The sequence below is a fragment of the Yinghuangia seranimata genome, from assembly GCF_029953285.1.
Taxonomy (GTDB): Bacteria; Actinomycetota; Actinomycetes; order Streptomycetales; family Streptomycetaceae; genus Yinghuangia; species Yinghuangia seranimata.
The window spans coordinates 57480-81018 of record NZ_JASAOI010000031.1 but is presented as its reverse complement, the minus strand read 5'-3'; the positions used below and the strand labels follow the sequence as shown (position 1 = coordinate 81018).

The window sequence follows — 23539 nt, the reverse complement described above, 5'->3', positions numbered from 1 at the left end:
AATATCCGCGTAGCGTATCCGGTATGAGCTCAGCAGCCGCCGGCCCCACGCCCGGCTTCCTGGTGTGGCGCCTGTCCATGAAGTGGCGCGTCGCGGTCGACCGCGCACTGGCCCCGCTCGGGCTCACGCACGCCCAGTACTCCCTGCTGGCGTCGCTGTACGGCATCGAGCGCGCCGGGCTGCGCCCCAGCCAGCGCGAACTGGCCGACCACACCGGCCTGGAGGCGCTGTACGTCTCCAAGCTGGCCCGCGCGCTCGAGGCCGACGGGTTCATCGAGCGGACCCGCGACACGGTGGACACGCGCGCGGTGCGCCTGTCGCTGACCGAGCACGGCCGGGCGTCGACCGACCGGGCCATCACGGTCGTCCACGACCTGCTCGACCGGCTCCTCACGCCGCTGGGCGGCCTGGGCGACGAGCGCACGCGGCGGTTCTCCCAGGAGCTGGAGCAACTGCTCGAACTGCCGTGGGACGACCTCGACGCCGAGTGAGGCGCGCTTCTACGGCTCGGGCCGCAGCATCGGCGGGTTGAGCTTCTCCGCCGAGCCGCGCCGGAACAGCTGCGCGGGGCGGCCGCCCTGGCGCGTGGTCGTGCCGCCGGTCGGCACCAGGAAGTCGGGCGTGCCGGTGACCTTGCGGTGGAAGTTCCGCGGGTCCAGCGCGACGCCCCACACGGCCTCGTAGACCCGCCGCAGCTCGCCGACGGTGAACTCCTCCGGGCAGAACGCCGCGGCCAGCGACGAGTACTCGATCTTGGCGCGGGCCCGCTCGACGCCCTCCTCGAGGATCCGCGTGTGGTCGAACGCGAGCCGCGAGCCGTCCGCCAACTCCGCGGCCGGCGACCATCGCGCGCCGGCCGCGTCGCCGCCGGGGCGCGGCGCGGGCAGGTCCGGCGCGAGCACGAGGTACGCGACGCTGACGACGCGCATGCGCGGGTCCCGGCCCGGGTCGCCGAAGGTCGCCAACTGCTCCAGGTGCACCGGGAGTTGGTCGAGACCGGTCTCCTCCGCCAACTCTCTCGCGGCCGCCGCCTCCAGACCCTCGTCCGGCCGGACGAAGCCGCCGGGCAGCGCCCACTGACCCTGGAACGGCGGTTCGCCGCGGCGGATCGTCAGGGCGTTGAGCGTGTGGTCCCGGACCGTGAGCACGACAAGGTCGACGGTGACCCCGAACGGCGGGAACTGCGAGGCGTCGGTGGGCGACATGAGTCGATCTTAGTCGTCTGCCTGACGATAAACAGCCGCCCCGGCGAAACCTGGCACCACCCATTCGAGAGCGTATGGCCGACGCCACGCTACACCGCCAACTGCAGCCCGTCCGGGGCCTCCTCCACCACGGCCTGCCCCTGACGGTTCACCCGGACGGTGAACGGGTGGCCGGCGATCCGCAGGTCGGCGAGCTCCAGTTCGCCGAACGCGGGCGCGGCGGGCGGGCGCACCGTCACCCTGCCCTCCCGCGCGTCAGGGCGCACGCCGGCCAGTGCCACCAGCGCGGGCAGCACGGCCGCCGCCGACCGGGCCAGCGGCCGGCACGCGAGCGGATGGGCCACCGGCCCGTGCCCCGGAACCCGCTGCTCGCCCGCGTGCATCTCCGGCATCCGGTAGCCGAAGTGCGGTGCGGCCTCAAGGAGTCCGGACAGGAGCTCGTACGCCGCGTCGGCCTGCCCGCTCACGGCCAGGCCCGCCACGGCCACGCAGGTCTCATGCGCACGCACCACTCCCCCGCGCACCGCCAGCGGGTGGTAGCCCGGCGTGCGGGAACCGACGCCACGCAACCCCCACCCGCAGTTGAGGTCGGGGCTCAAGAGCCGCCGGGCCACGTCCGCGCAGCCGTCCTCGTCCAGGATCCCGGTACCCGGCAGCTGCCCCATCGCGGAGTTCGGGACCGGGACGGGCCGCCCCTCCCGGTCCAGCGCCGCCGCGTAGTAGGCGCCCGCGCCGTCCTCCGTCCGGAACCGCTGCCGGAACCGCGCGGCCAACTTCGCGGCGCGTTCCGCCCACAGCTCCGCCGCCTCCGCGTCCTCCTCCCGCAGCAGGGCCGCGCCGTGCGACGCCGCCTGGTAGACCTGCCCCTGCAGTTCGCACGGCGCCGGGCCCCCGGGGCCCAGGCGCACGATCCCGTCCTCGTGCGCCTCCAGCAGGCCCGCCAGATGGTCCAGGGCGCGCCGCGCGTGCGGGAGCAGCGGCTCCACCTCGCTGTCGGTCAGCCCCCACAGGCGCGCCTCGCCCATCAACGTGACGTACAGCGCCGTGGAGCCCGCGCAGTCCCACCGGGGGGCCCGGCCGCCCGGGCCGAGCGAGTGCGGGATCTTGCCCGGTTCCTCGCCGGTCACCGGATCGTGCCGGACGCCCTGCCGGTCGGCCAGCATCCGCAGCGTGCCGGCGGCCAGGCGGGTGCCCAGCGGCAGCAGCATCCGCGCGGTCCACACGCTGTCGCGGCCGGTCGGCGTAAGCTGCCACGGCGCGCCCGCCGCCGGCATCGGCACCGTGCGGTGCTCGGGGTCCGCGATCAGCAGCCCGCGCAGGTCCATCAGGCTCTGCCTGACCCAGGCGGTGACCCGGACGTCGTCGCACCGCACCCGGGCCTCCGACCAGGGCGGCGGCCCCAGCGGGGCCCTCGGCGCCGGAATCCCGTGGCCCGCCGCGTGGCCGACCCTTGCGCCGGCCGGCTCCCCGGTGACCCGCAGCTCGACCGCCCACGACGCGGCCGGCTCCAGCGTGATGTCCCAGCGGAGCAGGCCGGTCGCCGCCAGCGCGGTCTCGGGCGCGGGGTTCGCGGTCGCGCGCACCCCCCACCCGTCGGGCGCCGTCCAGCTCAGCCCGCCGGGGCACACCCGGGCCGGCAGGTCCGGACCGCGCCGGCCGAGGCGCAGCTCGCCCAGACCCGCCAGGTCCGTCCCCAGGCTCAGCTCGACCGGCACGCGCACCGGCCGCGCCGCCGTGTTCCGCACCACCACCCGCTCGCGGCCGTCCGCCTGACGGGTGCGGTCCACCACGAGCGCCGGATCCGGCGTCGGGTCCGCGACGAACCGGTGCATCGCCAGGAACCGCGCCGTCCCCGCGCCCACCACCTGCGAGGAGATCGGCTCCGGTTCGGTCCCGCCGACCGTCAGCAGGGAGCGGGCCAGCAGCCTGCGGCCGTCGTGGAACAGGCCCGTCACGCCCCGGCCGCGCAGCTGCCCGTCCTGCGGACAGACCGCCATGCCCGGAGCGTCGACGCAGATCAACGCGTCGTGCGCGAGCGGGTGCGGCGCTCTTGTCCCGGTCACCTGAAAGCTCCTCGCCGGCCTGCCGCCTTCGCGTCGCCGCCCACGGAGGCCACAGGACCGCCCCCGAGCCGGGCTTGAGGCACGTCCGGATCCGCGTGCCCGTTCGCAGGGCCAACGCGCGGAGGCCGCCGGGGTCACGCGAGAGCACACGCGAACGCACATCCGTCAGCCGCGGGCGGGCCCACGCCACCCCCGTCCGCCACCCCTGCGCGGTCGACGCGGGCAGGGCGCGCAGCCGTGACAGCGCGGCGTCCCGGCCCCGCCGGAGCGCCTCGGTCAGCGGGCTTCGCAGCAGCGGGTCGGCGAGCAGGGCGTGTGGCAGCAGGGCGCTTCGGAAGGTACGCATCACATCTCCGTCCTGAACCGCGGGGCGCGGCCGTTGGGGAACAACGCCCGTCGGGACTCCTCGGGGCTGAGCGAGCTGTTGACGGCCGTGCGCAGCAGGCCGGCCATCGTGTAGTCGGGGTCGTCGTACAGCGCGCGGTTGACCGCGACGCGCGCGAACGCGGGCTGTTCGGTGGTCCAGGCGATCCACGCCGCCAGCGTCAGCGGAACGGCCGAGTCGGGGGCGGGCGAGAGGCGCGCGAGGCCGGTCCACAGCGCCAGCAGGCCGCCGCCCCTGTCGTCCTGCCACGACATCGCGTGGTCGCGGACCTGGAGGTCGTGCATGCCGCAGACCAGGCGGGCCGCTTCGGCGCTGGTCAGCTCCCGGTCGCCCTTGCGGAACCGGGAGCGCGCCGCCTGGAGCAGCGCGATGGACTCGTGGCGCAGGCCGGCCACCGCGCCGTGGTCCTCGTGCGCGCGGGCCCGCAGGCGCGCCCTGCACTCACGGAACGCGGCCTCCACCGCGGCCTGTTCGTCGCCCTCCGGCGGTCGGATCCGCTCGGCGAGGTCGGCGAGCGGGACCGGAGGCGGCAGTCCTACGCTCACGGCGGCCGCCGCCACGACCGAGTCGCCTCCGGCCGGCACGGGCCGCCCCTCCTCGGGGCAGCAGCTGAAGCCCTCGCATAAGTAGGACCAGAACCTGCCGTCCGCTACACACACGGCCTCGAAGAGCCGCAGGCCCTCCCTCCTGCTGACGGCCCCGATCGCCCGGTAGAGCGGGCGGTAGTAGTCGCGCGCGTCCCCCTCGGGCGGCGCGGCGTCGGCGTGCACGATCAGCGAGGCCGCGACCGCGCCGTGCCGCATCAGCACGCCGGTGAAGCGCTCGGCGGCCTGCGCGAACCGGGTGCGGTTCGGCAGGTCGACGCGCAGCACCGGCGCGACGCGGCCGTTCGGGCCGGGCTGGATGCCCACCATCACCAGGCTGTTCGTGGGCTGGGCGCCGAGCAGGTAGGGGACGGCCTCGATCAGGTCGGCCGGGGTCGAGACGTTGATCACGGTCTGATTGGTCATCGGGTTCAGGGCGATGTCGCTCATGCCCATGAGCGTGGGCCAATCGCAAGCTCGACGCGAAACGGCCTGTGGACAACCCAAAATGCGCCATTAAATCCGTGGATATCAGGGAGAGTTCACCCTGCCGGGGAATGGCGCCGACCCGCCTTTGACGGGAAAATGCCCGACCCTCCGGAGCGGCGAGAACGCCGCCGCGCACTCGCTCAGCGCCGCGAACTCGTCGTCCGTCAGATCCAGTTCCGCCGCCGCGACGTTCTGCTCCAGCTGCTCGACGCTCGACGCGCCCGGAATGGCGACCACCGGCCCGTGCCGCAGCACCCACGCCAGCGCGACCTGGCCGGGCGAGGCGCCGTGCACGGCCGCGACCTCCTGCAGGAGTTCGAGCAGCGGAGTGGCCCGCCGCAGGTTGTCCGGCCGGAACAGCGGCCGCCGGGCCCGGAATCCGGAAGGCGGGTTGTACGCGTCGTACCGGCACCCGAGCAGCCCCTGGCCCAGCGGGCTGTACGCGATCACCACCCGGCCGTGCTCCGCGGCCCACGGCACGAGGTCCCGCGCCGGCCCCGGCCGGACGAGGCTGAACTCGACCTGGTTGCTCAGCACCCGGTGGCCGAGGGCGTGCTCGGCCCGCCGCCACCGCGCCAGGTCGTAGTTGCTGACCCCGACCTCGTCCACGAGCTTCTGGTCCCGCAGTTCGGCGAGGCCCTGCATGACCGTGTCCATGCCGAACAGCGGGTTCGGGAAGTGCGCCTGATAGAGGCTGATCCGCTCGACGCCGAGCCGGCCGAGGCTCGCGCGCGCCCGCGCGCGCGTTATCGGGGCGAGGGGCAGGACCGGCGCGAACTTCGTGGCGACGACCACCCGCGACGCCTCCGAGCCGAGCGCTTCGCCGAGGATCCGCTCGCTGGCGCCGCGGCCGTAGACCTCGGCGGTGTCGAAGAGCGTCACGCCGAGTTCGAGGGCGCGGCCGACCAGCGCGCGGGCGGTCACCGTGTCGTACGCGTCGCCGTAGCCCCATTGCCGCGAGCCGAACTGCCACGTGCCCAGGCCGATCCGACTGATCCTCGGGAACCCCTCGACGTCGAGATAGCGCACCTGGTCCTCCCCGGTAGCCCTCCGCCGGCGTTTCGCCCGCTTTCCGCCCACACTTCCGCGCCGCGCGCCGCCGGCCAAGCCCCGGCACCGGAAATCCACAGCCGACGGCCGAGCCTGAACGTTTCTCCACTGCCGCGCGGCGCGGATTCCCGGTTTGTCCGGCACACCGACTAGAAAGGAGCGCATGACCACCGCAGCCGGCACCCCAGGCCCAGGCCCCTCCGACGCTTCCGCACACCCCGACGCGGCCGCGCTCCGCGCCGAGGCGGACGCGGTGCTGCGGGGCCTGGCGGGCGACTCCGCGCGGCTGCGCGAGGACCAGTGGCGCGCGGTCCACGCCCTGGTCGCGGAGCGGCGCCGGGTGCTGGTCGTGCAGCGCACCGGCTGGGGCAAGTCCGCGGTCTACTTCGTGGCGACCGCGCTGCTGCGGGCACGCGGCGCGGGCCCGACCGTCATCGTGTCGCCGCTGCTCGCGCTCATGCGCAACCAGATCGACTCCGCCGCCCGAGCGGGCATCCGCGCACGCACGATCAACTCCGCCAACATGGACGACTGGGACGCGGTGCAGGCCGAGGTCGCCGACGGAAACGTCGACGTCCTGCTCGTCAGCCCCGAGCGCCTCAACAACCCCGACTTCCGCGACACCGTGCTCCCCAAGCTCGCCGCCACCTGCGGCCTGCTCGTGGTCGACGAGGCGCACTGCGTCTCCGACTGGGGCCACGACTTCCGCCCCGACTACCGCAGGCTTCGCACCCTGCTGGGCGACCTCCCCTACGGGGTGCCGGTCCTCGCCACCACCGCCACCGCCAACGCGCGCGTCACGGCGGACGTGGCCGAGCAGCTCGGCACCGGCGCCGACAACACCGACGCCATGGTCCTGCGCGGCTCGCTGGACCGCGAGAGCCTCACCCTCGGCGTGCTGCGCCTGCCCGACGCGGCGCACCGGCTCGCCTGGCTCGACACCCACCTCAACGAGCTCCCGGGCTCCGGCATCATCTACACCCTCACGGTCGCGGCGGCCGAGGAGGTCACCGCCTACCTGCGCGCCCGCGGCCACACGGTGGCCGCCTACTCCGGCAAGACCGAGGACGCGGAGCGGCAGGCCGCCGAGGCCGACCTGCTGGCCAACCGGGTCAAGGCCCTGGTCGCGACCTCGGCCCTCGGCATGGGCTTCGACAAGGGCGACCTGGGCTTCGTCATCCACCTCGGCGCGCCGCAGTCGCCCATCGCCTACTACCAGCAGATCGGCCGCGCGGGCCGCGCCGTCGAGCGCGCCGACGTCCTCCTGCTCCCTGGCCGGGAGGACGAGGCGATCTGGCGCTACTTCGCCTCCCTCGGCTTCCCGCCCGAGGACCAGGTCCACCGCACGCTGAACGTTCTCGCCGAGGCGGGGCGCCCACTGTCCACCGCCGCCCTGGAGCCGCGCGTGGACCTGCGCCGCAACCGCCTCGAGCTCATGCTCAAGGTGCTCGACGTGGACGGCGCCGCCCGCCGGGTCAAGGGCGGCTGGATCGCCACCGGCCAGCCGTGGCGGTACGACGCGGGGCGCTACGACCGCGTCGCCCAGGCCCGCGCCCAGGAGCAGCAGGCAATGCGGGACTACGTGGCGACGAAGGGCTGCCGACTGGAGTTCCTGCGCCGCCAGCTCGACGACGAGCAGGCCGGGCCGTGCGGCCGCTGCGACGCGTGCGCCGGACCGCGCTACGACGACCGCGTCGACCCGGCCGCGCTCGAGGCCGCGCGCGCCGAACTCGGCCGCCCCGGCGTCGATCTCAAGCCCCGCCTCATGTGGCCGACCGGCATGAGCGAGGCCGGGGTCGAGCTCAAGGGCCGCATCCCGGCCGGCGAGCAGGCCGGGACGGGGCGGGCGCTGGGCCGTCTGTCCGACATCGGGTGGGGCAACAGGCTGCGGCCGCTGCTGGCCCCCGACGCGGCGGACGGCCCGGTGCCCGACGACGTGTTCGCCGCCGTCGTCCAGGTCCTGGCGACCTGGGGATGGGAGCGCAGGCCCGGGGGCGTGGTCACCCTCGCCTCGCGCACGCACGGCACGCTCGTCGACAGCCTCGGGGCCCGGCTCTCCCAGGTCGGGCGGCTGCCGCTGCTGGGGCGGATCGAGTACGCGCCCGGGGCGGTGCCGGCCCCGGCCCGCAGCAACAGCGCGCAGCGGCTGCGAGCGCTGTCGGGCGCGTTCACCGTCCCGCCGGAGCTGGCGGAGGCCGTGCGCGGCCTCGGGGCGCCCGTCCTCCTGGTCGACGACCGGGCGGACACGGGTTGGACCATCACGGTCGCGGCCCGGCTGCTGCGGCAGGCCGGCGCCCAGGAGGTCCTGCCGTTCGTCCTCGCCGTCGAAGCCTGAGCGGCGGCGCCAGGACCACGGTCGACGCCGACCCGCAGGCGGGGCTGTCGGCGTGAGCACGCTCGGGAATTTGCCGCAAATGACGCTTTCCTTATCAATTCCGATTGATCCGGAGCATGCGGCTTCCGCCCGGCGCACAGATGACAGGGACGTGAAACCTGCATTTCCTATGCAGCCGATCACGCCCGCGTGTTGCCGGTCCTCCCACACACACGCGAGAATCGACTTAGCGCCCTGGCGATCTTCAGGCATCGAATCACTTTGTGGTCCGATAGCCCTGGTTCGGCGTGCGCGCGACTACATCGGCTGACGGCGGGGTCCGCGCTGACCGGGCCCGCCCCCGGACCGAAGGAGGGCCGTGCCCACCGCCGCCACCGCCTCAGCCGTCCGGACCCCGCTGACCAGAAGCATCGCCGCCGAGCCGGTGCGCCTGCTCGACCCCGCCGCGTGGCAGGCCTCCGGGGTGCCGCTGCTGCGCGATCCGCGCCGACTCGTCGCGCGGCTCCACGAACTGCACCGGCCCGAGGCCGGCACCGCGGTCGTCGCCGTCCTGGACGCGGAAGGGCGGCCGGTGGCCAGCGCCTCGTTCCCGCTCGACACCGGAGACGGCGAGCCGGACGGCTGGCAGTGCCGCAACGTGATCCTGGCCAACCTGCGCATGATCGTCCCGGACGACCTGCGCCGCCCGGCACCGGTGCGCACCACCGTGCTGCTGCTGTGCCGCGACGGCTCGCGCGGCTGGGAGCCGGACGACGGCCGGTGGATGTGGGGCCTGCGCGACGCCTGCGAGCTGCACGGCCTGCGCTGCGGCGCGGCGGTCGTCCTGGCGGAGGACGGCTGGCAGGTGGTCGGCGACGGCCGCGAAGGACGCACCCCGGTGCCGGTCCGCGTACCGGGCACGACGGCGGGCGTTGTCCAGAGCGCGCGGAAAACGCCGCGCGATCCGTCCCGGGCCGCCGGAACCCGGCGGCGCGGCACCCGTCCCAGCCGGGTCACGCCGAGCAGGCCGCAACGTCCCGCCGCTGCGGCGATCGTCGCGAACCCGGCACCCGCAGCAGCGCCCGCCGCGTCGTCGGCCCCGCCGGTCCGCGTGGCGGGTGGCGGTGAACTGGTGGCGGTCGCCCGCGCGGTCGAACTCCCGTCCGCGCCAAGACGCGTGGAAGAACCGGGAAGCATCGCGGCAGGCGATGTTCCCGCCCTGCACGCGACCGCGTCGGTGCGCTACCTGTCGGACGTGGCCCCGCCCCTGACCGCCTGGTCCTGACGCCAGACCCGCGCGGGACCGGAATCCCGCCGGGCACGGATCAGCGCCGCGTGCCGTCCTCGCGACCGTGCCGACGCTCCACGAGGTGTGCACCCAGCGGCAGTTCGCCGCCGAGCCGTCGAACGGTCACGCGCGCCGGGCCGTCGCTCGGACCGGGGCACGACGAGGGCACGCGGCACGGCCCGACTCGGGCGGTCCGCCGCGGCCGCCGCGGGGCAGGCTCGGATCGCGGTTCCGCACACCGCCTCTGACTGGACGTCAGGAACGGGCGGCGAGACGCGCCGCGTCGGTCTCGCCTCAGGGTGCGGCCCGCGCGGCCCTCAACGGGCCGCAGATCGCCTCACGCGCCGCCGGACAGGCCCTCGGACGCCAGCCAGTCGGCGAGCTCGGAGGTGACCGTCAGAGCATGCTCCTGGACCATCTCAGGAGCGCGGAGACGCCCCCTGAGGTGCTCGCCGTGGAACGGCTTGATCCCGATGACCAGTTTGCGGACGCCGAACAGGTTGCAGAACGCCTCGGTGTCCCCGGCCTCGTACGCCTCGTCCCACTCCTTGCGGTCCACGACGTTGAGCGTCGCGAACGCATAGCGGTTGAGGTACGCGGCCAGCATGTCCACGACGGTGCTGCACGCGCGGTACTGCTGGAGGGTCAACCGGTCTTCCTGATCGCTCAGGAAGCGGTCGAGCAGCTGGGCTATAGACGGGGATTCGGACATGGAAGGGAACCGTAGCCCACTGGGTTCGGCCGAGAACGGGCCCGGTTGCCGGGCCACCGAAGACGATTCCGACATGGGAAGGAACCGTAGCCGACTTCCGGCCCGCGTGTGCGGGTCGTCCGTGGACTGCGTCGCCGCAACCCCGCCTGTGGTAGGCAGCGTCGAGCCGCCCGGCCGCATCGTGCGCACCGGGCGGTCCTCCGCGGCGGTTTCCGCGATCAGAGTCCGGTGAGCGCCCGGACCTGGTCGAGGTCGCCGCACACGATCACCGCGCGGCCCGCGCCGAGCGCGGACACGATCGCGTCGGTCGAGCGCGCCTGGTCGGCGAAGCCGTTGACGACGAGCACGACGGTGTCGCGACGGAGCTGACGGTCGTTCAGGGCCGGTGCGTAGAACACGTCGCGGCCCTCCGTGAACTGGCGCCAGTACTGCTCCGCGCCGAACGACTCCTCGTGCTGCTGCCACGGGTGCGCTTCACCGGTGGTCAGCACGAGGATCGAGTCGGGCGCGGTGCCCTGGTCGAGCAGCGAGTCCACGGTCTCGTCCGCGACGTCCAGCGCGGTCTCCGGCGTGGCGGACACCAGGCGGATGTCGGGGCCGGACGGCTGCGTCTCCTGGCGCGCGGCCGGGACGGACGCCCCGCCGGCAGCGGGCTTGGGGGTCGGTTCGGTCCGCTCCACGGGAGCGGCCGGTGCGGGCACCGCGGCCTGCGGACGCGGGGGGCCGGGCTTCGGCGCGGCAGGGCGCGGCGGCCCGGGCTTGGGGACGCCCGAGGCGTGGACGGGGTTACGGGGAGCGGACGGCTTGGGTGCCGCGGACTTTGCTGTCGTCACCGGATTCGCAGTCGTGAGTTGGGGAACGGTGTGGTCGTCTGTCGTGGGTCCGGAGTGCCCGGAGGCGGAGGTACGCGGGGACGCCCCGGACAGGTCGGCGTCCGGTTCCCCGGAAAACACACGCGGCATGGTCGCCAGTCTTATCAAAGCCGCCCCGGGCGTGCACAGACCGGGTCGGTGTGGGCGGGTGGGTCACACAGGGACGGGCGGGCGGAGCGGGTGCCGGACACCGGCCGGACCCGGGTGGGCGCCCGCCGGAAACGAGCGGAGCGGTCGCGGCGGTCGGGAGGTCGCTACCGCGTCATTCGTCCACCACCACTCCGTATTCGGTCACCAGGGCCGCCAGACCTTCCGCGTACCCCTGCCCCACCGTGCGCAGCCGCCACGAGTCCCCGCGACGGTACACCTCGGTGAGGATCATCACGGTCTCCTCCCCGCCCGTAAGCCGGAAGTCGGCCAGGCGGCGCCGTGTGACAGGGTCGACGATACCGACGGCGACCGGGACTTGGGAGAAGGTGACCCCCGAGCCCGTGTCCAGCGTCAACGCAACGAGCACCCGGACCCTTCCCGGCTCGAGCGAGGTGACGTCGATGTCCACCGAGTCCGAACCCGGCTTGCCGTCCTGCACCTTGCCCGCGAGGCGGACGGCGCCGCTCGGGTGCACCGGTTGGTTGTAGAAGACCAGGTCCTCGTCGGCGCCCACGCGGCGGTCGTCGTCGAGCACCAGCACGATGACGTCGGCGTCGACCTCCTCCGGACCCCACCACGCCGCCTCGACGCGCAGCGCGCCGGTGAACGTCCCGAGTTCGTCGATGGTGACGGCCTGGCCGCGCTGCAGCGCGCGGGGCTCCTCGACCGGCTCGGCGGGCGGCTGGGCGGCCGCCGGGACGGAGGGCTGGACAGGCGTCTGCGGGGTCACGACAGGCGCCGTCTTGGCGGCCGCCGGGGCCGCGACGGGCGCGGTCTTGGCGGCCGCCGGGGCCGCGATCGTCCCGGGCGGCGGCGCGGCCGGCTTCGGCGGAACCGGGCGGCCGGGGCCGTCCGGCGACTTGCCGACGGGATCGGCCGGCAGCGTGCCGGGCACCGGCGACGCGGTGGTCCGCGGCAGCGGAGCGCCGCCGGTCCCGGCCCCGCCGACGGGAACGCCCTGCGTCAGGGCGGGCGGCTCGGTCGGCTTGGCCGGCACACCGGGCAGCGGCGCCTCGGACATCGTCGGGACCTCCGTACCCGCCGAGCTGATGGCGGCCGTCACCTCGGGCGACGGCGGAGGAGGAATCGGCGGGATCGGCACCGTCCCGGCCTCGGTCTCGTCCTCGCCGATCCCGGCGTCGCCGGTGACCGGCCCGGTCGGGGTGTCGTCCGTGCCGTACGGCGGAAGGCCGGCCGTCTGCGGCGGAGTATGGCCGGAACTGCCCGGTCGCGGCAGGAGGAACCCGCTCGTCGTACGCGGCCCCGGGACGCCGCCGGACGCCGCCGCGGCCGCTCCCGCGGGCGCCCCCACATGCGCCAGCGCACCCGCGGCGGCGACCCGGGAGGCCGCGTCCGCGGCCGAGCCGCTCTCGCGCTCCAGGTCGGACAGCAGCGCCAGGAACACCGGCTCGATGAGCACGCGGATGCCGCGCTGCCGCGCCCAGTAGGTGCGGTCCGCCGACTCGTCGGGGTCGGCGACCACCAGGACGTCGACGTGGTCGTGGATCCCGGACGCGAGCTCCAGGCGGGCGCGCGCCATCCGCTGCTCCAACTCCGAGCGGGAGACCGCCAGATAGCCGTGGAACAGCACGTGCTGCCCGCGCAGCAGAGCGCGCCCGGTCGCGAGGATGCGGGCGGCACCGGGACCGGCGCCCTGGTCGTGGGCGGTGTCGCGGGCCATCGCGATGATCTCGTCGAGCGCGATCCGGGGGATGCCGAGCTGGGCGGCGACGCGCGTGAGGTCGGCGCGCTCCTCACGGTCGATGACCGGGCCCGCCGCGACCATGGAGGCGGCGAGCGTGGTCACGTACAGCCGGTCCAGGTCCTTGCGCTGCTCCTCGGAGATGCCCAGCGTCACCGCGAGTTCGGCCAGGTCGGTGGCCTCCTCCGGGGTGATCACCCGGTCCTCGAGCGCGGCGTCGAGGACCGCGAGGTAGCTGTCCGGGCCCTCCCCGACACCGGTCGGCGGGCCGGAGGCGCGCGCCTTCTCCAGGTAGGACACGGCAACGCGGCGACGCGCCTGCTCGGCCTCCTCGCGGGCCCGCCGCGCGGCGTGCGCGTCGTCGCGGGAGAACACCCGCGGCGCGTGGTCGGCCTTGCGGCGCGGCCAGTTCAGCGACGCGGCGACCGTGCGGGCCTGCTGCCAGTGGCGCGCCTCGCCCGCGCCCTGCTCCAGGTAGTAGGCCAGCAGCCGGGCCGCGCCCATCGCCTTGGCCGCCGCCCCGTACCCCGAGTCGACGGGGACGCTGGCGGCCTCGCAGCACGCCATCAGCGTGAAGCGCGGCGCCTCGGGCAGGTACTCCGGGGCCTCGCGCATCGTGCACAGCATCGTCAGCGGCGGCACGGTCGGGTGCCGGCGCCGCTGGAACTCGCGCTCGAGGAAGCCGAGCTCGAACCGCGCGTTGTGGGCGACGACGACGCGCTGCCGCAGCAGGCCGACCAGCCACGGCGCGATGTCGCCGAACGCCGGGGCGTCCACGACGTCGTCGTCGAAGAGGCCGTGCGTCTGGAAGTCCCCGACGGGGGCGTCCGGGTTGAGCAGCGTCGTGAAGAAGTCGGTCACCTGCCCGTCGGTGTCGCACAGGGCCACCGCGATCTCGACGATGCGGTGGCGGTGCGGCGACAGCCCGGTGGTCTCCACGCCGACCACGGCGTAGCCCGGACATTGCAGGCGGTCCCCAAGACGCACGGTCACCCCCCAAATGATCTCTGCCGACCGCGGGCGGTGCGGGGCACCCCGGACGGCGCATGAGGGTCTCCGGCGGATCCCTCAGCCCAGGAAGTTACCCGTTCGCGGCGTCTCGCACGCGAGGACGGGACGGCGTACGGGTGACCGAACTGTACGCCCGATCACCCGTGCCCCGCCGCTGTGCAAGGTCCGGATACGGTCAAGACGCGCTGTCGGTCGGCGTCGGCTGGCCGACCTTGATGCCGTTGCGGACCGTGTCGAGCACGGACTTGTCCGGCGCCTTGGAGTCGTGGTCGACGCCGGTGAAGACGATCGGGTACGCCTTGCTGCCGCCGTCCTCGACGCTGGCGTCGATGACGATGAACTGCACCGTGGCGGAGCGCTTGGCGCTGCCTTTCTTGTCCTCCACCTCGTAGACGAGGATGTGCGCGTCCTTGCCGTCGATCTTGATGCGCTCGTCACGCGTGGTCTTCGTGATCTTGAAACCGCTGTTCTTCGCCGCGCTGGTGCTCATCTTGCTGACCGCGCTGTCGAAGGACTTGCCGGGGATCGCGCCGACCTCGATCTCACCGAGGTAGCAGTGCGACTCGGACTCGTCGCTGCTGTCCGAAGGGCTGTCGGACGGCCCGAGGGACGGGTTGCTGCTCTCGTCCGAGCACGGGATGCGGTCCTTGATCTGGTGCGTCGGCGAGTGCTTGTCGGTGTGCTCCCAGCCCTTGATCTGCGGGACCGAGACACCCGTCGTCGGGTCCGCGAGCCGGCCCGACGTCGCGGTGCCGCCGCCCCCGCCGCCGCCCAGCGCGAACACCAGGATCGCGATCAGGCCACCGACCACCAGCAGCGCCACCAGGCCGAGGACCAGCCCGCGGTTGCGCTTCTGCGCGGGCGGCGGCCCCATCGGCGGGTAGGGCCCGTAACCCGGCGGGAACGGCGGCGGCGCACCGGGCCCGCCGATGCCGCCCGGCGGCATCGGCTCGGCGCCGAAGCCGGGAGCCGAGGCAGGGGCGGGCGGGACGCTGGGCGCGTCGGACCGCGGGCGCGAGGATTCGGTCCACTGGTTGCCGTCCCACCAGCGCTCCATGCCGGGCGCGGAAGGGTCGTCGTACCAGCCGGGAGGTATCGAGGCAGTCACGCGGGGAAAACTACCGCCCGCCCACCGGATCGCGGGAGCCGCTATAGGGAACCGTGACGCGCGTCGCCTCCCACGCCCCGGCCGCGGCAACGGCGCCGCACCCCGTGCGACGCCGGGCCGTCAGAAGTCCAACGCGGTCTGTCCGGCGTCCTCGAGCTCGCTGCGCACCCGCTTCAGGTGCCGCCAGCGAGGCAGGTCGTCCATGTATGCCCAGGACATCCGGTGGTACGGCGTGGGCCCGAGCTCCTCCAGCGCCGCACGGTGCGTCGGCGACGGGTAGCCGGCGTTGTCGCAGAATGCGAACTGGGGGTGTGTTGTGCCGAGTTCGGCCATCATCGCGTCCCGATGGACTTTCGCCAGGACCGACGCGGCGGCGACGCCGACGCAGGTGCTGTCGCCCTTGACGACGGTGCGCACCTGCCACGGCGCGCCCAGGAAGTCGTGGCTGCCGTCGAGGACGACGGCGTCCGGACGGACCGGCAGCGCCTCCAGCGCGCGCACCGCCGCGAGCCGCAGCGCGGCGGTCATCCCGAGCGCGTCGATCTCCTCCGGCGAGGCCGCGCCGTACGCGTAAGCGATCGCCCACTCCGCGACCGCGGGCGCGAGTTCCTCGCGCCTGCGCGCGGTGAGCAGCTTGGAGTCGGTCAGCCCCACAGGCGGCGGCGTGCTCGCGGACACCGCCGCGCCGACCACCAGCGGACCCGCCCACGCGCCGCGACCGACCTCGTCGACGCCCGCGACCACCTGCGCGCCCGCGGCGATCAGTTCGCGTTCGATCACATCGGTCGGCCCGGCCGGGCGGGCCTTCTTCGCGGCCTTCTTGGCGGTCTTCTTCACCGCCGCCTTGGCGGTCCTCTTGACGGCCTGCTTGGCGGCGGCCTTCTTCACCGCGGTCTTCGCGGCCGCGGCAGCGGGCTTCCGCGCGGGCGCCGGTGCGGCCTCGGCCACGCTCGTCGCGGCGGTGCCGGGCTCGTCCGCCCCGGTCCGCGCGACGGGCTCGGCCGCGGTGGCGCGGGACTGCTTGGGGATGGGCACGCCTCCAGGCTATAGCGGCCGGACGCGGCGACCCGAATCACCGGACGGGCGACCACGCGAGGAGGTCCGTGAAGAACGCCCGACGGCCATGACCCGCGTCGGACGGCACGCGGTTTCTCGTGCCGTGCATCGCAAGGCTCCCCCCGGCGTTCGGCCGAGAAGCACCACGGGAACGGCCACCATGCACGGCTGCCTTCGCTTCCGGACTCGGTCGTACTCGGAGGACGCCGGGCGCTGACAGCCCACCCGCGCAATGCCCCAAGGCGCGGTGCCAGGCGTCGCGCGCCCAGCGGGTCTTCCACCAGGCCCTAGCGGTGGCCGACGGCCGTCTCGCGCTCGGTGGCGGCGGCGAAGGAGACGGGGAGCTTGGCCTCGTAGTAGAGGGACACCCCGGCGCTGGTGATCGCGGTGCGCAGCTCGCGGGCGCCTTCCGGCCCGGCGAGCGCGCGGGCGGCGAGTCCCGGCAGGTCGAGGGGGGTGCCGTCGTGGGCGGTGACCTCGTCGTGGCCGGACCAGGTCAGTTTCCAGCGGGCGCGCCCGGAGTCGACCCAGGCGCAGGCGAGCAGCGCGGCGAGGGCGGTCACCGCGGGGTCGACGGCGTCGGGGCCGCCCGCGTCCGTGGCGGCCGACGCGGGGCGCCGGTGCGCGTTGCGGTTGGCGTACTCGCGGGAGAGCGTCTCGCCGCGTCCTTCGACGAGGAGGCCGAGCACGCCGCCGAGGGTGACCGGGAGTTCGGCGCCCGCCTGCCGGGCGGCGGGGGCGATGCGCGACCCGCGGTACGCGGCGCGGTAGCCGCTGACCTGGCGCAGGAAGGCCTCGCGGTCGAGCGAGGTCATGCCGTCCAGCACCTCGAACGCGCCGCTCGCGGCGAGGCCTTCGTCGTCGGTGGCGATCAGGTAGGCGTGCAGGTGGGCGCTGACGCGGCGCGGGTCGTCCAGGCCGAGGGCGATGCCGGCCTCGCCGCCGCGCAGCGGGAGGGTGCCGTCCAGCGGACGCCGGCGCAGCCGGTCGGCGCGGGCGGCGAGCGGGTGCGGCGGTTCGCCGGGCGGGAGTTCGGCCAGTGCGGCGGCGCGTACCGGGTCGGCGAGGAGCGCCTTGAAGTCGCCGAGGGGGTCGGCGGAGACGCAGCCGGAGGCCAGTCCGGCGCTGAGGTAGCCGCGGCGGTACCAGCCCCACGCGGTGCGGACGCGGCGCAGCGCGTCGAGGCCGTCGGCGACGGCGTCGGTGCCGTAGACGTTCGCGGCGTACCGGTCCTGGACGCGTTCCTGCAGGTCGACGACGGGCGCGCAGATGGACTCGTAGCGCTCGGCGAAGGCGGCGGCCGCGTCGCCGAGCGCGCTGCGGTAGCGCGCGGATTCGGCGAGCCCGGCGACCATGTCGAGGCCGTGCAGCGCGAGTTGGTCGGGCAGCGGGGGCCTGCGGCGGCGCAGTCCGGCGAGCGCGCAGGCGATGACGGCGCGCAGTTGCGGTTCGGTGAGCGCTCCGGGCACGGCGGAGCCGAGGACGAGGTGCTTGTGCAGGGTTATCCCGGGGCGGCGGACGGCGCGCACGCCGACCGCGGTGCCGCCGGTGAGCACGATGCCGTCGGGCTCGGGGACGTTGAGTTCGCGGGCGGTGGCGCGCACCAGGGCCCACAGCCGCGGCTGGTCGCGGGGTCCGACGGAGACTCCGGCGGGCAGGCGGCGCGGGCCGGCGACCTCGATGACCAGGGCGACGAGCACGATGACGAGCTCGGCGACGATGACGGCCTGCCCGGACGCGAACAGGTCGGTGCCGCCGACGAGCAGCCCGATGAACAGGGCCGCGACGACGAACGGGAGCGACAGGGCGACATAGAGCGCGAGGAGAACCCCGACCGCGACGAACGCCCGCAGTCCCGCAGCCTTCACGCCCAACGACTCCTCCGCCGCGTCGTCGCGCCGCCGTGGCACGGCGGCCCGGCGGCCTGGCCCGGCCGCCGGTGCACACCCTATTGGCTCAGGGCTGCGGCCGGGCGCGGACGGGATGCCGGCTTCGGGGCGGTGGTCAGGCGCGGGCTTCGGCCAGTGCCGGCTGGAGCGGTTCGATGAGCCGGTGGGGGCGGCGGAGCGCGACGCTGACCGGGTCGTCGCGGTGATAGGTCGCCATGCCGGGCCCGGGCCGGGTCTCGAGCTCGGTGGCCGGCGGGACGCGTCCGCACACCGCGCACAGGCCCGCGGGGTCGACGACGGCGTCGCAGGTGACGTGGGCGAACTCGCGGATGGCGCCGGCCGCGGTGGGGAGGAACGCGACGGCCCACTGGGCGAGCGCGTAGACGGCCGGCCACAGGGCGACGCCGGCCTCGGTGAGCACGTACTCGTCGCGCGGCGGTGAGTCCTGGTAGCGGCGGCGCTCGAGCACGCCTCCGTCCACGAGGGCGGACAGCCGTGCGGTGAGGACGGCCCGGGGAATATCGAGGTGGGCCTGGAAGTCGCTGAAGCGCCGGACGCCGTAGAAGACGTCGCGCACGACGAGGAGGGTCCACCGCTCGCCGACGAGTTCGAGGGCGCGGGCGAGGGCGCAGTCCTGGCCCGCGTAGTCCTTTCCGAGTGCCATGAGACGAGCCTACCCCGCCTTGGTTCATTCATTGAACTTTGGTGCTACAGTCGTCCCGTCGCCTCGGTTCAATGAATGAACCAACACGGGCCGAGGTGCGGCACTCCTGTCCCTCGCGCCTTCCGCCACGCACCCGAGGAATCCAGATGTCCGCCACCGCCGTCCCCGCCCGCACCACCGCCACCGACTCCGCCGCCCAGACGTCAGGCCGCCGCGCACCCGGCGTCACCCTGGCCGTCGTCGTCGCCGCGACCCTGCTCGTCCTGATGACCTACACGGCGCCGTTCGCCGTGCTTCCCGACACCGTCCGACATCTGGACGCCGGGCCAACCGGACCCGCCTGGATCCTCAGCAGCATCAGCCTGGGCCTGTCCGCCACCCAGCTGACCGCCGGAAGCCTCGCCGACATCCTCGGCAGGCGCCGCGTCTTCCTCGCCGGCGCGCTCCTGCTGGCCGCCGCGTCCGCGCTCACCGCGCTCGCCGGATCGCTCGTACCGTTCGTCGTCGGCCGCGTCCTCCAGGGCATCGCGGGCGCCGCCCTGCTCGCCGCCGGACTCGGACTGGTCGGCCAGGCCTTCCCCACCGGCGCGGCCCGCGTGCGGGCGACCGCCGCCGTCGGCGCCGCCATCGGCGGCGGCATCGCCCTCGGCCCGCTCGCCGCCGCCGGCCTGACCCGCACCGCCGGACACGCCGCGCCCTACTGGGCGCAGACCGCCGCCGGCGCGCTGCTCGCCCTCGTCGCCGTCGCCACGCTCAGCGAGTCCCGCTCCCCCGTCCGCCGCGGCCTCGACCCGCTCGGCGCGCTCACCCTCGGCGGCGGCATCGGCGCCCTGACCGCCGCCCTCGTCGAAGGCCGCCAGGGCTGGACCCGCGGCACCGTCTTCGTCCTGCTCGCCATAGCCGTCGCGTTCCTGGCCGCCTACGCGGCCACCGCCCTGCGCGGCCGCGAGCCCATGCTCGACCTGCGGCTGCTGCGCCGCCCCGTGTTCGCCGTGTCGATGTTCGGCTCCGTCGTCACCGGCCTCGCCGTCATCGCCATCGCGTCCTACCTGCCGACCCTCTTCCAGGGCGTCCTCGGCCTCGACCCCGTCCAGTCCGCCGGGCTGCTCGCGTTCTGGTCCGCCACCTCCGTCGTCGCGGCCGTCGCCGCCGGGCGGCTGTCCGCCAAGGTGCGGGCCCGCCGCCAGGTCGCGCTCGGCCTCGCCGTCATCGGCGTCGGCTTCCTCGGCCTGTACGGCATGGACACCGGCACATCGTGGGTCCGCGTGGTGCCCGGCCTGGTCGTCGCCGGCATCGGCCTCGGCCTGCTGAACGCCTCCTCGACCCGCCTCGCGGTGGAGAGCGTGCCCGCCGACCGCGCCGCGATGGGCGCCGGCGCCGCCAACGCCGCCCGCTACACCGGTGCCAGCCTCGGCGGCGCGATGGTCGTCGCCATCGTCCAGTCGGCGTCCGGCTCCACCCCCGCCGAGGCCCTCGCGGCCGGCGGCGACCGCGCGATCCTGGTCGGCGTGGCCCTCAGCGTCCTGGGCGCACTCGTCGCGGCCACCGTCCGCGGCGGCGACGCCTCGGCCCGGTAAGCCCCCGAACCCACCCGCCGCCGCCCGGGCCGTGACCACACAAAGGTCACGGCCCGGGCGGCCGTCAATGTGAGGGTTGTCCAGCGGACACCCGGGCCGGCCCGCGACTAACGTCGACCCCGCGACGGCACCGGGGACGAGGACGGTGTGACGCACGACCAAGGCCACCGGCCCCGCCCCGGCGCACCCCGCGTGACCTGGGCCGTCCGCACGCGGCCCGGCTATCCGGTGCCGCTCGCGGCCGTCCCGTGCGCCCGCGAGGTCACCGCCATCGCCCCGCCCACCCGATACTGAGAGACGACAAACCGACAAATTTGGACCTAACGGGCCGGGATCCTCCGCCGGCGCCGCCTTCTGGAAGACTCCACCCACGTGACGACCGAAGCCCCCGCGCCGCCCACGGCAGGCACGCCCCGACCCACCCGCGGTCGACTGCGCACACGCCTCGCCGCCTTCGGCCTCGCGATAGCCGACCGGCCGTACCTGATCACCGGAGCCCTGATCGGGCTCATCATCCTGCTCGGACTGTCCGGACCCGACTGGCCCGCCGCGATATTCCGCACCCAGCTGGTCCGCGACCACGGCGCCATCCTCTGGAACAACCAGTGGTACGGCGGCCACCTGCTCCCCGGCTACAGCGTCGTCACCCCCGTACTGTCCAGCGCCATCGGCACCCACACGCTGACCGCGCTGTCCTGCATCGTCTCCGCGTGGGCGTGGTCCCGCCTCGACGTCGGCAAGAACGACCTCGCCCGCCGCACCGGCGCCGTCTGGTTCGCCGTGATGGCCAGCGTCGACTACCTGATCGGCCGCACACCGTTCGCCCTCGGCGTCGCCGCCGGCCTCCTCGCGCTGCTCGCCGCCCGCAACAAGCGCCTCGTGCTGACCGGCGTCGCCGCCCTCGTCTGCGGCCTCGCCAGCCCGCTCTCCGCCGCGTTCCTGCTGATGGCCGCCCTCGCCTGGGTGCCCCACGAGCGTGTGTGGCCCACCCGGCTCGCCTTCGGCCCCGCCGCACTCGGCCTCGTCACCGCGCTGCTGTTCCCCGACGAGGGCACGTTCCCGTTCCCGTGGTGGCGGTTCTGGCCCATCATCGGCTTCGCCGCCGTCGGCCTGTGGCTGCTGCCCACCACACAACGCACCGCGCGCCGCTTCCTGTGGCTCTACGCCGCGTCCGCGGTCGTCTTCTTCTTCGTACCGACCTCCCTCGGCGGCAACCTGGCGCGCCTCGGCGAGATGATCGCCGGCCCGATCATGGCGATCGTCCTGCTCTCCCTCGGCCGCCGCCGCCTGGTCGTCATCCTCGCGATCCCGCTGCTCGTGTGGGGCTTCCAGTCCGCCACCATCGCGATCAACCACGACCGCGAGGACAGCAAGGGCGAGAAGTACGAGTACTACGCCGACGTCATGAAGTACCTCGGCACCGCCAACCAGCCGCTCGGCCGCATCGAGATCCCCTTCACCCGCGGCCACTGGGAAAGCGTCTACGTCGCCGACAAGATGCCGCTCGCACGCGGCTGGCTCCGACAGATGGACCGCTCCGTCAACGAGGTCCTCTACAAGCCCATCCTCACCGGCCCCGAATACCGCGCCTGGGTCGAGGAGATGGGCGTACGGTTCGTCGCCCTCCCCGACGTGCCCATAGACAAGTCGGCACAGCCCGAGGTCGACCTCATCAAGTCCGGCGTCCCGTGGCTCAAACCCGTCTGGTCCGACAAGCACTGGCAGGTGTGGGAGGTCCAGAACCCCTCACCGCTGCTCGACGGGCCCGGCCGGCTCACCCGGCTCACCCCGTCCGAGTTCACCTTCGTCGCCGACCAGCCCGGCGTCTTCCGGATCCGCATCCACCCCACGTTCTGGTTCACCGCGGACCGCGAGGGCGTCCACATCCGCGCCGACGACAAGGACGAGTGGACGCAGATCACCGTCGCCACCCCAGGACCCGTCACCATCAAGACGGACCTGAAGAAAATCCTGGAATGACGCGGCGCCGCCCCGGCACACCACCGGGGCGGCACACCACGCTCAGCGCCCCACAGCCTGCGGATCCAGCCCGCCCTCCCACTTCGGCGCCGGCGGCACCCACGCCTCGCACGCCGCCAACAGCCCCGCGCCGTCCGAGGCCACCAGCAGCGTCTCGCGGTAGCGCGCCTTGATGAACCCGGCCTCCACCATCGCGTCCAACGCCGCCAGCATCGGCGTCCAGAACCCCGCCGCGTCCAACAGCGCGACCGGCTTGCCGTGGATCGCCAGGTGCTGCCACGTCCAGACCTCGAACACCTCCTCCAACGTGCCCGCACCGCCCGGCAGCGCCACGAACGCGTCCGCCAGCGCCGCCATCGACGCCTTGCGCTCGTGCATCGTCTCCGTCACCTCGAGCTTCGTCAGCCTGCGGTGCGCGATCTCCCGCTCCACCAGGTCACGCGGCATCACACCGATCACCTCGCCGCCCTCCCCGAGCGCCGCGTCCGCGACCGCCCCCATCAGGCCGACGTGACCACCGCCGTACACGATCCCCACACCGGCCCGGGCCAACGTCCGGCCCAACTCCTCGGCGGCCTCGCGGTACCGCGGCCCCACCCCCGACGCCGAACCTGCGAAAACGGCTATACGCACGCGAATCCCCTCCAGGGCCGGCCCGAACCAACGATCCACACGAATTCTCGCAACCGGCCGGACCACCCCCGCCCGCGGGGCGTCACCGCAGGCCACAGGGCACACACGAGGACATCGGCGGGTCAAGAACACACCACAACACCGACCGATCACCCATCCGACATTGACGGGGCGACCCCACCGCATAGCAGAATGCCCGCGTGCCCCCCACCGAACGCCCGGCCTCGGACATCCCGTTCGAGCGGCTGTTCCCGCAGCTCGACGACTCCGGCCGCGACCGCCTCAGCACCGCCGCGCGAGCCCTCGACCTGCGCCGGTCCCTCGACGACCCGGCACGCTGGTTCTGGAACGAGCCCGACCCCGACGACCCGCAGCCCGAACCCGAGGCGCAGCCGCACGTGCTCGGCACCGCGCTGCTGCTCTACGAATCCGACGGCGACTGGCTCGAACTCGGGCTCGACGTCTGGCAGCAGGACGGCCCCCGCGTCAGCGTGACCGCCACCGTCGAGGTCGCCTGTTGGTGCGAACTCGACCACAACATGCACGCCGTCCAACGCGCCGAGTGGACCGCCGACGGAGGCCAGGCCCTCGTCGAGGCGTTCAACGCCGCCGCGCTGTCCGTCATCCGCCGCATCGACGGCCCCCGCGACCCCCGCGACCTGCGTACCCGCGCCGGACTGCCCAACCCGCCCGAGCCCCTCCCCGAAGGCGACGAAGCCACCGTCGACGGCGGCATCACCACCTGACGGAACACCCGGCGCACCCACCCCGGGACACAACACGCCAGCCCCACCCGCCCCACGCGAT

The 23539-nt window shown here is 74.4% G+C and carries 18 protein-coding genes and 1 pseudogene; 7 read left to right on the top strand and 12 right to left on the bottom strand.

Annotated features, from left to right (window positions below; genetic code table 11):
- Positions 1–23 precede the first annotated feature (23 nt).
- Positions 24–491, top strand: coding sequence for a MarR family winged helix-turn-helix transcriptional regulator (locus QI554_RS21235; RefSeq protein ID WP_281471745.1), 468 nt, complete (start codon positions 24–26; stop codon positions 489–491).
- Between the two features lie 9 nt (positions 492–500).
- Here the strand turns inward: QI554_RS21235 and QI554_RS21230 are convergent, their stop codons facing one another.
- The 4 genes from QI554_RS21230 to QI554_RS21215 all read right to left on the bottom strand — a co-directional run bounded on the left by QI554_RS21230 (position 501) and on the right by QI554_RS21215 (position 5755).
- Positions 501–1205 (bottom strand): NUDIX hydrolase, encoded by a 705-nt coding sequence (locus QI554_RS21230; protein WP_281471744.1) that lies wholly within the window; start codon positions 1203–1205, stop codon positions 501–503.
- A gap of 89 nt (positions 1206–1294) precedes the next feature.
- Positions 1295–3268 carry an amylo-alpha-1,6-glucosidase gene (locus QI554_RS21225; RefSeq protein WP_281471743.1) on the bottom strand — a complete coding sequence of 658 codons (1974 nt, stop codon included), beginning with the start codon at positions 3266–3268 and terminating at the stop codon, positions 1295–1297.
- Positions 3269–3613: 345 nt separating this feature from the next.
- Positions 3614–4687, bottom strand: a complete 1074-nt coding sequence (locus QI554_RS21220) for a DUF4192 domain-containing protein (protein WP_281471742.1) — start codon at positions 4685–4687, stop codon at positions 3614–3616.
- Positions 4688–4768: 81 nt separating this feature from the next.
- Positions 4769–5755 (bottom strand): aldo/keto reductase, encoded by a 987-nt coding sequence (locus tag QI554_RS21215; RefSeq protein ID WP_281471741.1) that lies wholly within the window; start codon positions 5753–5755, stop codon positions 4769–4771.
- 184 nt (positions 5756–5939) lie between these two features.
- Here QI554_RS21215 and QI554_RS21210 point away from each other — a divergent pair, with 184 nt between their 5' ends.
- Together QI554_RS21210 and QI554_RS21205 are read left to right on the top strand one after the other, a co-directional pair.
- Positions 5940–8111 carry a RecQ family ATP-dependent DNA helicase gene (locus tag QI554_RS21210; protein ID WP_281471740.1) on the top strand — a complete coding sequence of 724 codons (2172 nt, stop codon included), beginning with the start codon at positions 5940–5942 and terminating at the stop codon, positions 8109–8111.
- 397 nt (positions 8112–8508) lie between these two features.
- Positions 8509–9084: pseudogene (locus QI554_RS21205) on the top strand (hypothetical protein); the annotation flags it as partial.
- A gap of 631 nt (positions 9085–9715) precedes the next feature.
- On the opposite strand, the gene QI554_RS21200 reads toward QI554_RS21205, so the two are convergent.
- The 7 genes from QI554_RS21200 to QI554_RS21170 all read right to left on the bottom strand — a co-directional run bounded on the left by QI554_RS21200 (position 9716) and on the right by QI554_RS21170 (position 18542).
- A complete protein-coding gene (locus QI554_RS21200; protein ID WP_281471739.1) occupies positions 9716–10090 on the bottom strand; it encodes a hypothetical protein in 375 nt (124 codons plus the stop codon).
- 218 nt (positions 10091–10308) lie between these two features.
- On the bottom strand, positions 10309–10770 hold the full coding sequence (locus tag QI554_RS21195) for a hypothetical protein (RefSeq protein ID WP_281471738.1): 462 nt from the start codon (positions 10768–10770) through the stop codon (positions 10309–10311).
- A 454-nt stretch (positions 10771–11224) separates the two neighbouring features.
- Positions 11225–13807 carry a TerD family protein gene (locus QI554_RS21190; RefSeq protein ID WP_281471737.1) on the bottom strand — a complete coding sequence of 861 codons (2583 nt, stop codon included), beginning with the start codon at positions 13805–13807 and terminating at the stop codon, positions 11225–11227.
- A 193-nt stretch (positions 13808–14000) separates the two neighbouring features.
- On the bottom strand, positions 14001–14933 hold the full coding sequence (locus QI554_RS21185) for a DUF2510 domain-containing protein (protein WP_281471736.1): 933 nt from the start codon (positions 14931–14933) through the stop codon (positions 14001–14003).
- A gap of 120 nt (positions 14934–15053) precedes the next feature.
- Positions 15054–15770, bottom strand: coding sequence for a ribonuclease HII (locus QI554_RS21180; protein ID WP_281471806.1), 717 nt, complete (start codon positions 15768–15770; stop codon positions 15054–15056).
- A gap of 506 nt (positions 15771–16276) precedes the next feature.
- Positions 16277–17857: a hypothetical protein gene (locus QI554_RS21175; RefSeq protein WP_281471735.1), complete on the bottom strand. Its 1581-nt coding sequence runs from the start codon at positions 17855–17857 to the stop codon at positions 16277–16279.
- Positions 17858–17993: 136 nt separating this feature from the next.
- Positions 17994–18542: a winged helix-turn-helix transcriptional regulator gene (locus tag QI554_RS21170; protein ID WP_281471734.1), complete on the bottom strand. Its 549-nt coding sequence runs from the start codon at positions 18540–18542 to the stop codon at positions 17994–17996.
- Between the two features lie 146 nt (positions 18543–18688).
- On the opposite strand from QI554_RS21170, the gene QI554_RS21165 reads away from it, so the two are divergent.
- From QI554_RS21165 to QI554_RS21155, 3 genes are all read left to right on the top strand, one after another.
- The gene (locus QI554_RS21165) at positions 18689–20119 is read left to right on the top strand and encodes an MFS transporter (RefSeq protein ID WP_281471733.1); all 1431 of its coding nucleotides are present in this window, start codon (positions 18689–18691) and stop codon (positions 20117–20119) included.
- A gap of 147 nt (positions 20120–20266) precedes the next feature.
- Positions 20267–20413 (top strand): hypothetical protein, encoded by a 147-nt coding sequence (locus QI554_RS21160; protein ID WP_281471732.1) that lies wholly within the window; start codon positions 20267–20269, stop codon positions 20411–20413.
- A 78-nt stretch (positions 20414–20491) separates the two neighbouring features.
- Entirely contained in the window at positions 20492–22099 is a 1608-nt protein-coding gene (locus tag QI554_RS21155) for a hypothetical protein (RefSeq protein ID WP_281471731.1), read from the top strand.
- A 42-nt stretch (positions 22100–22141) separates the two neighbouring features.
- On the opposite strand, the gene QI554_RS21150 is transcribed toward QI554_RS21155, so the two are convergent.
- Entirely contained in the window at positions 22142–22732 is a 591-nt protein-coding gene (locus QI554_RS21150) for an LOG family protein (protein WP_281471730.1), read from the bottom strand.
- A gap of 200 nt (positions 22733–22932) precedes the next feature.
- On the opposite strand from QI554_RS21150, the gene QI554_RS21145 reads away from it, so the two are divergent.
- Positions 22933–23478: a hypothetical protein gene (locus tag QI554_RS21145; protein WP_281471729.1), complete on the top strand. Its 546-nt coding sequence runs from the start codon at positions 22933–22935 to the stop codon at positions 23476–23478.
- Positions 23479–23539 lie beyond the last annotated feature (61 nt).

Coding starts and splice junctions, on each gene's coding strand:
- QI554_RS21235 (WP_281471745.1), top strand. CDS start 24: ATGAGCTCAGCAGCCGCCGGCCCCACGCCCGGCTTCCTGGTGTGGCGC.
- QI554_RS21230 (WP_281471744.1), bottom strand. CDS start 1,205: ATGTCGCCCACCGACGCCTCGCAGTTCCCGCCGTTCGGGGTCACCGTC.
- QI554_RS21220 (WP_281471742.1), bottom strand. CDS start 4,687: ATGAGCGACATCGCCCTGAACCCGATGACCAATCAGACCGTGATCAAC.
- QI554_RS21210 (WP_281471740.1), top strand. CDS start 5,940: ATGACCACCGCAGCCGGCACCCCAGGCCCAGGCCCCTCCGACGCTTCC.
- QI554_RS21200 (WP_281471739.1), bottom strand. CDS start 10,090: ATGTCCGAATCCCCGTCTATAGCCCAGCTGCTCGACCGCTTCCTGAGC.
- QI554_RS21170 (WP_281471734.1), bottom strand. CDS start 18,542: ATGGCACTCGGAAAGGACTACGCGGGCCAGGACTGCGCCCTCGCCCGC.
- QI554_RS21165 (WP_281471733.1), top strand. CDS start 18,689: ATGTCCGCCACCGCCGTCCCCGCCCGCACCACCGCCACCGACTCCGCC.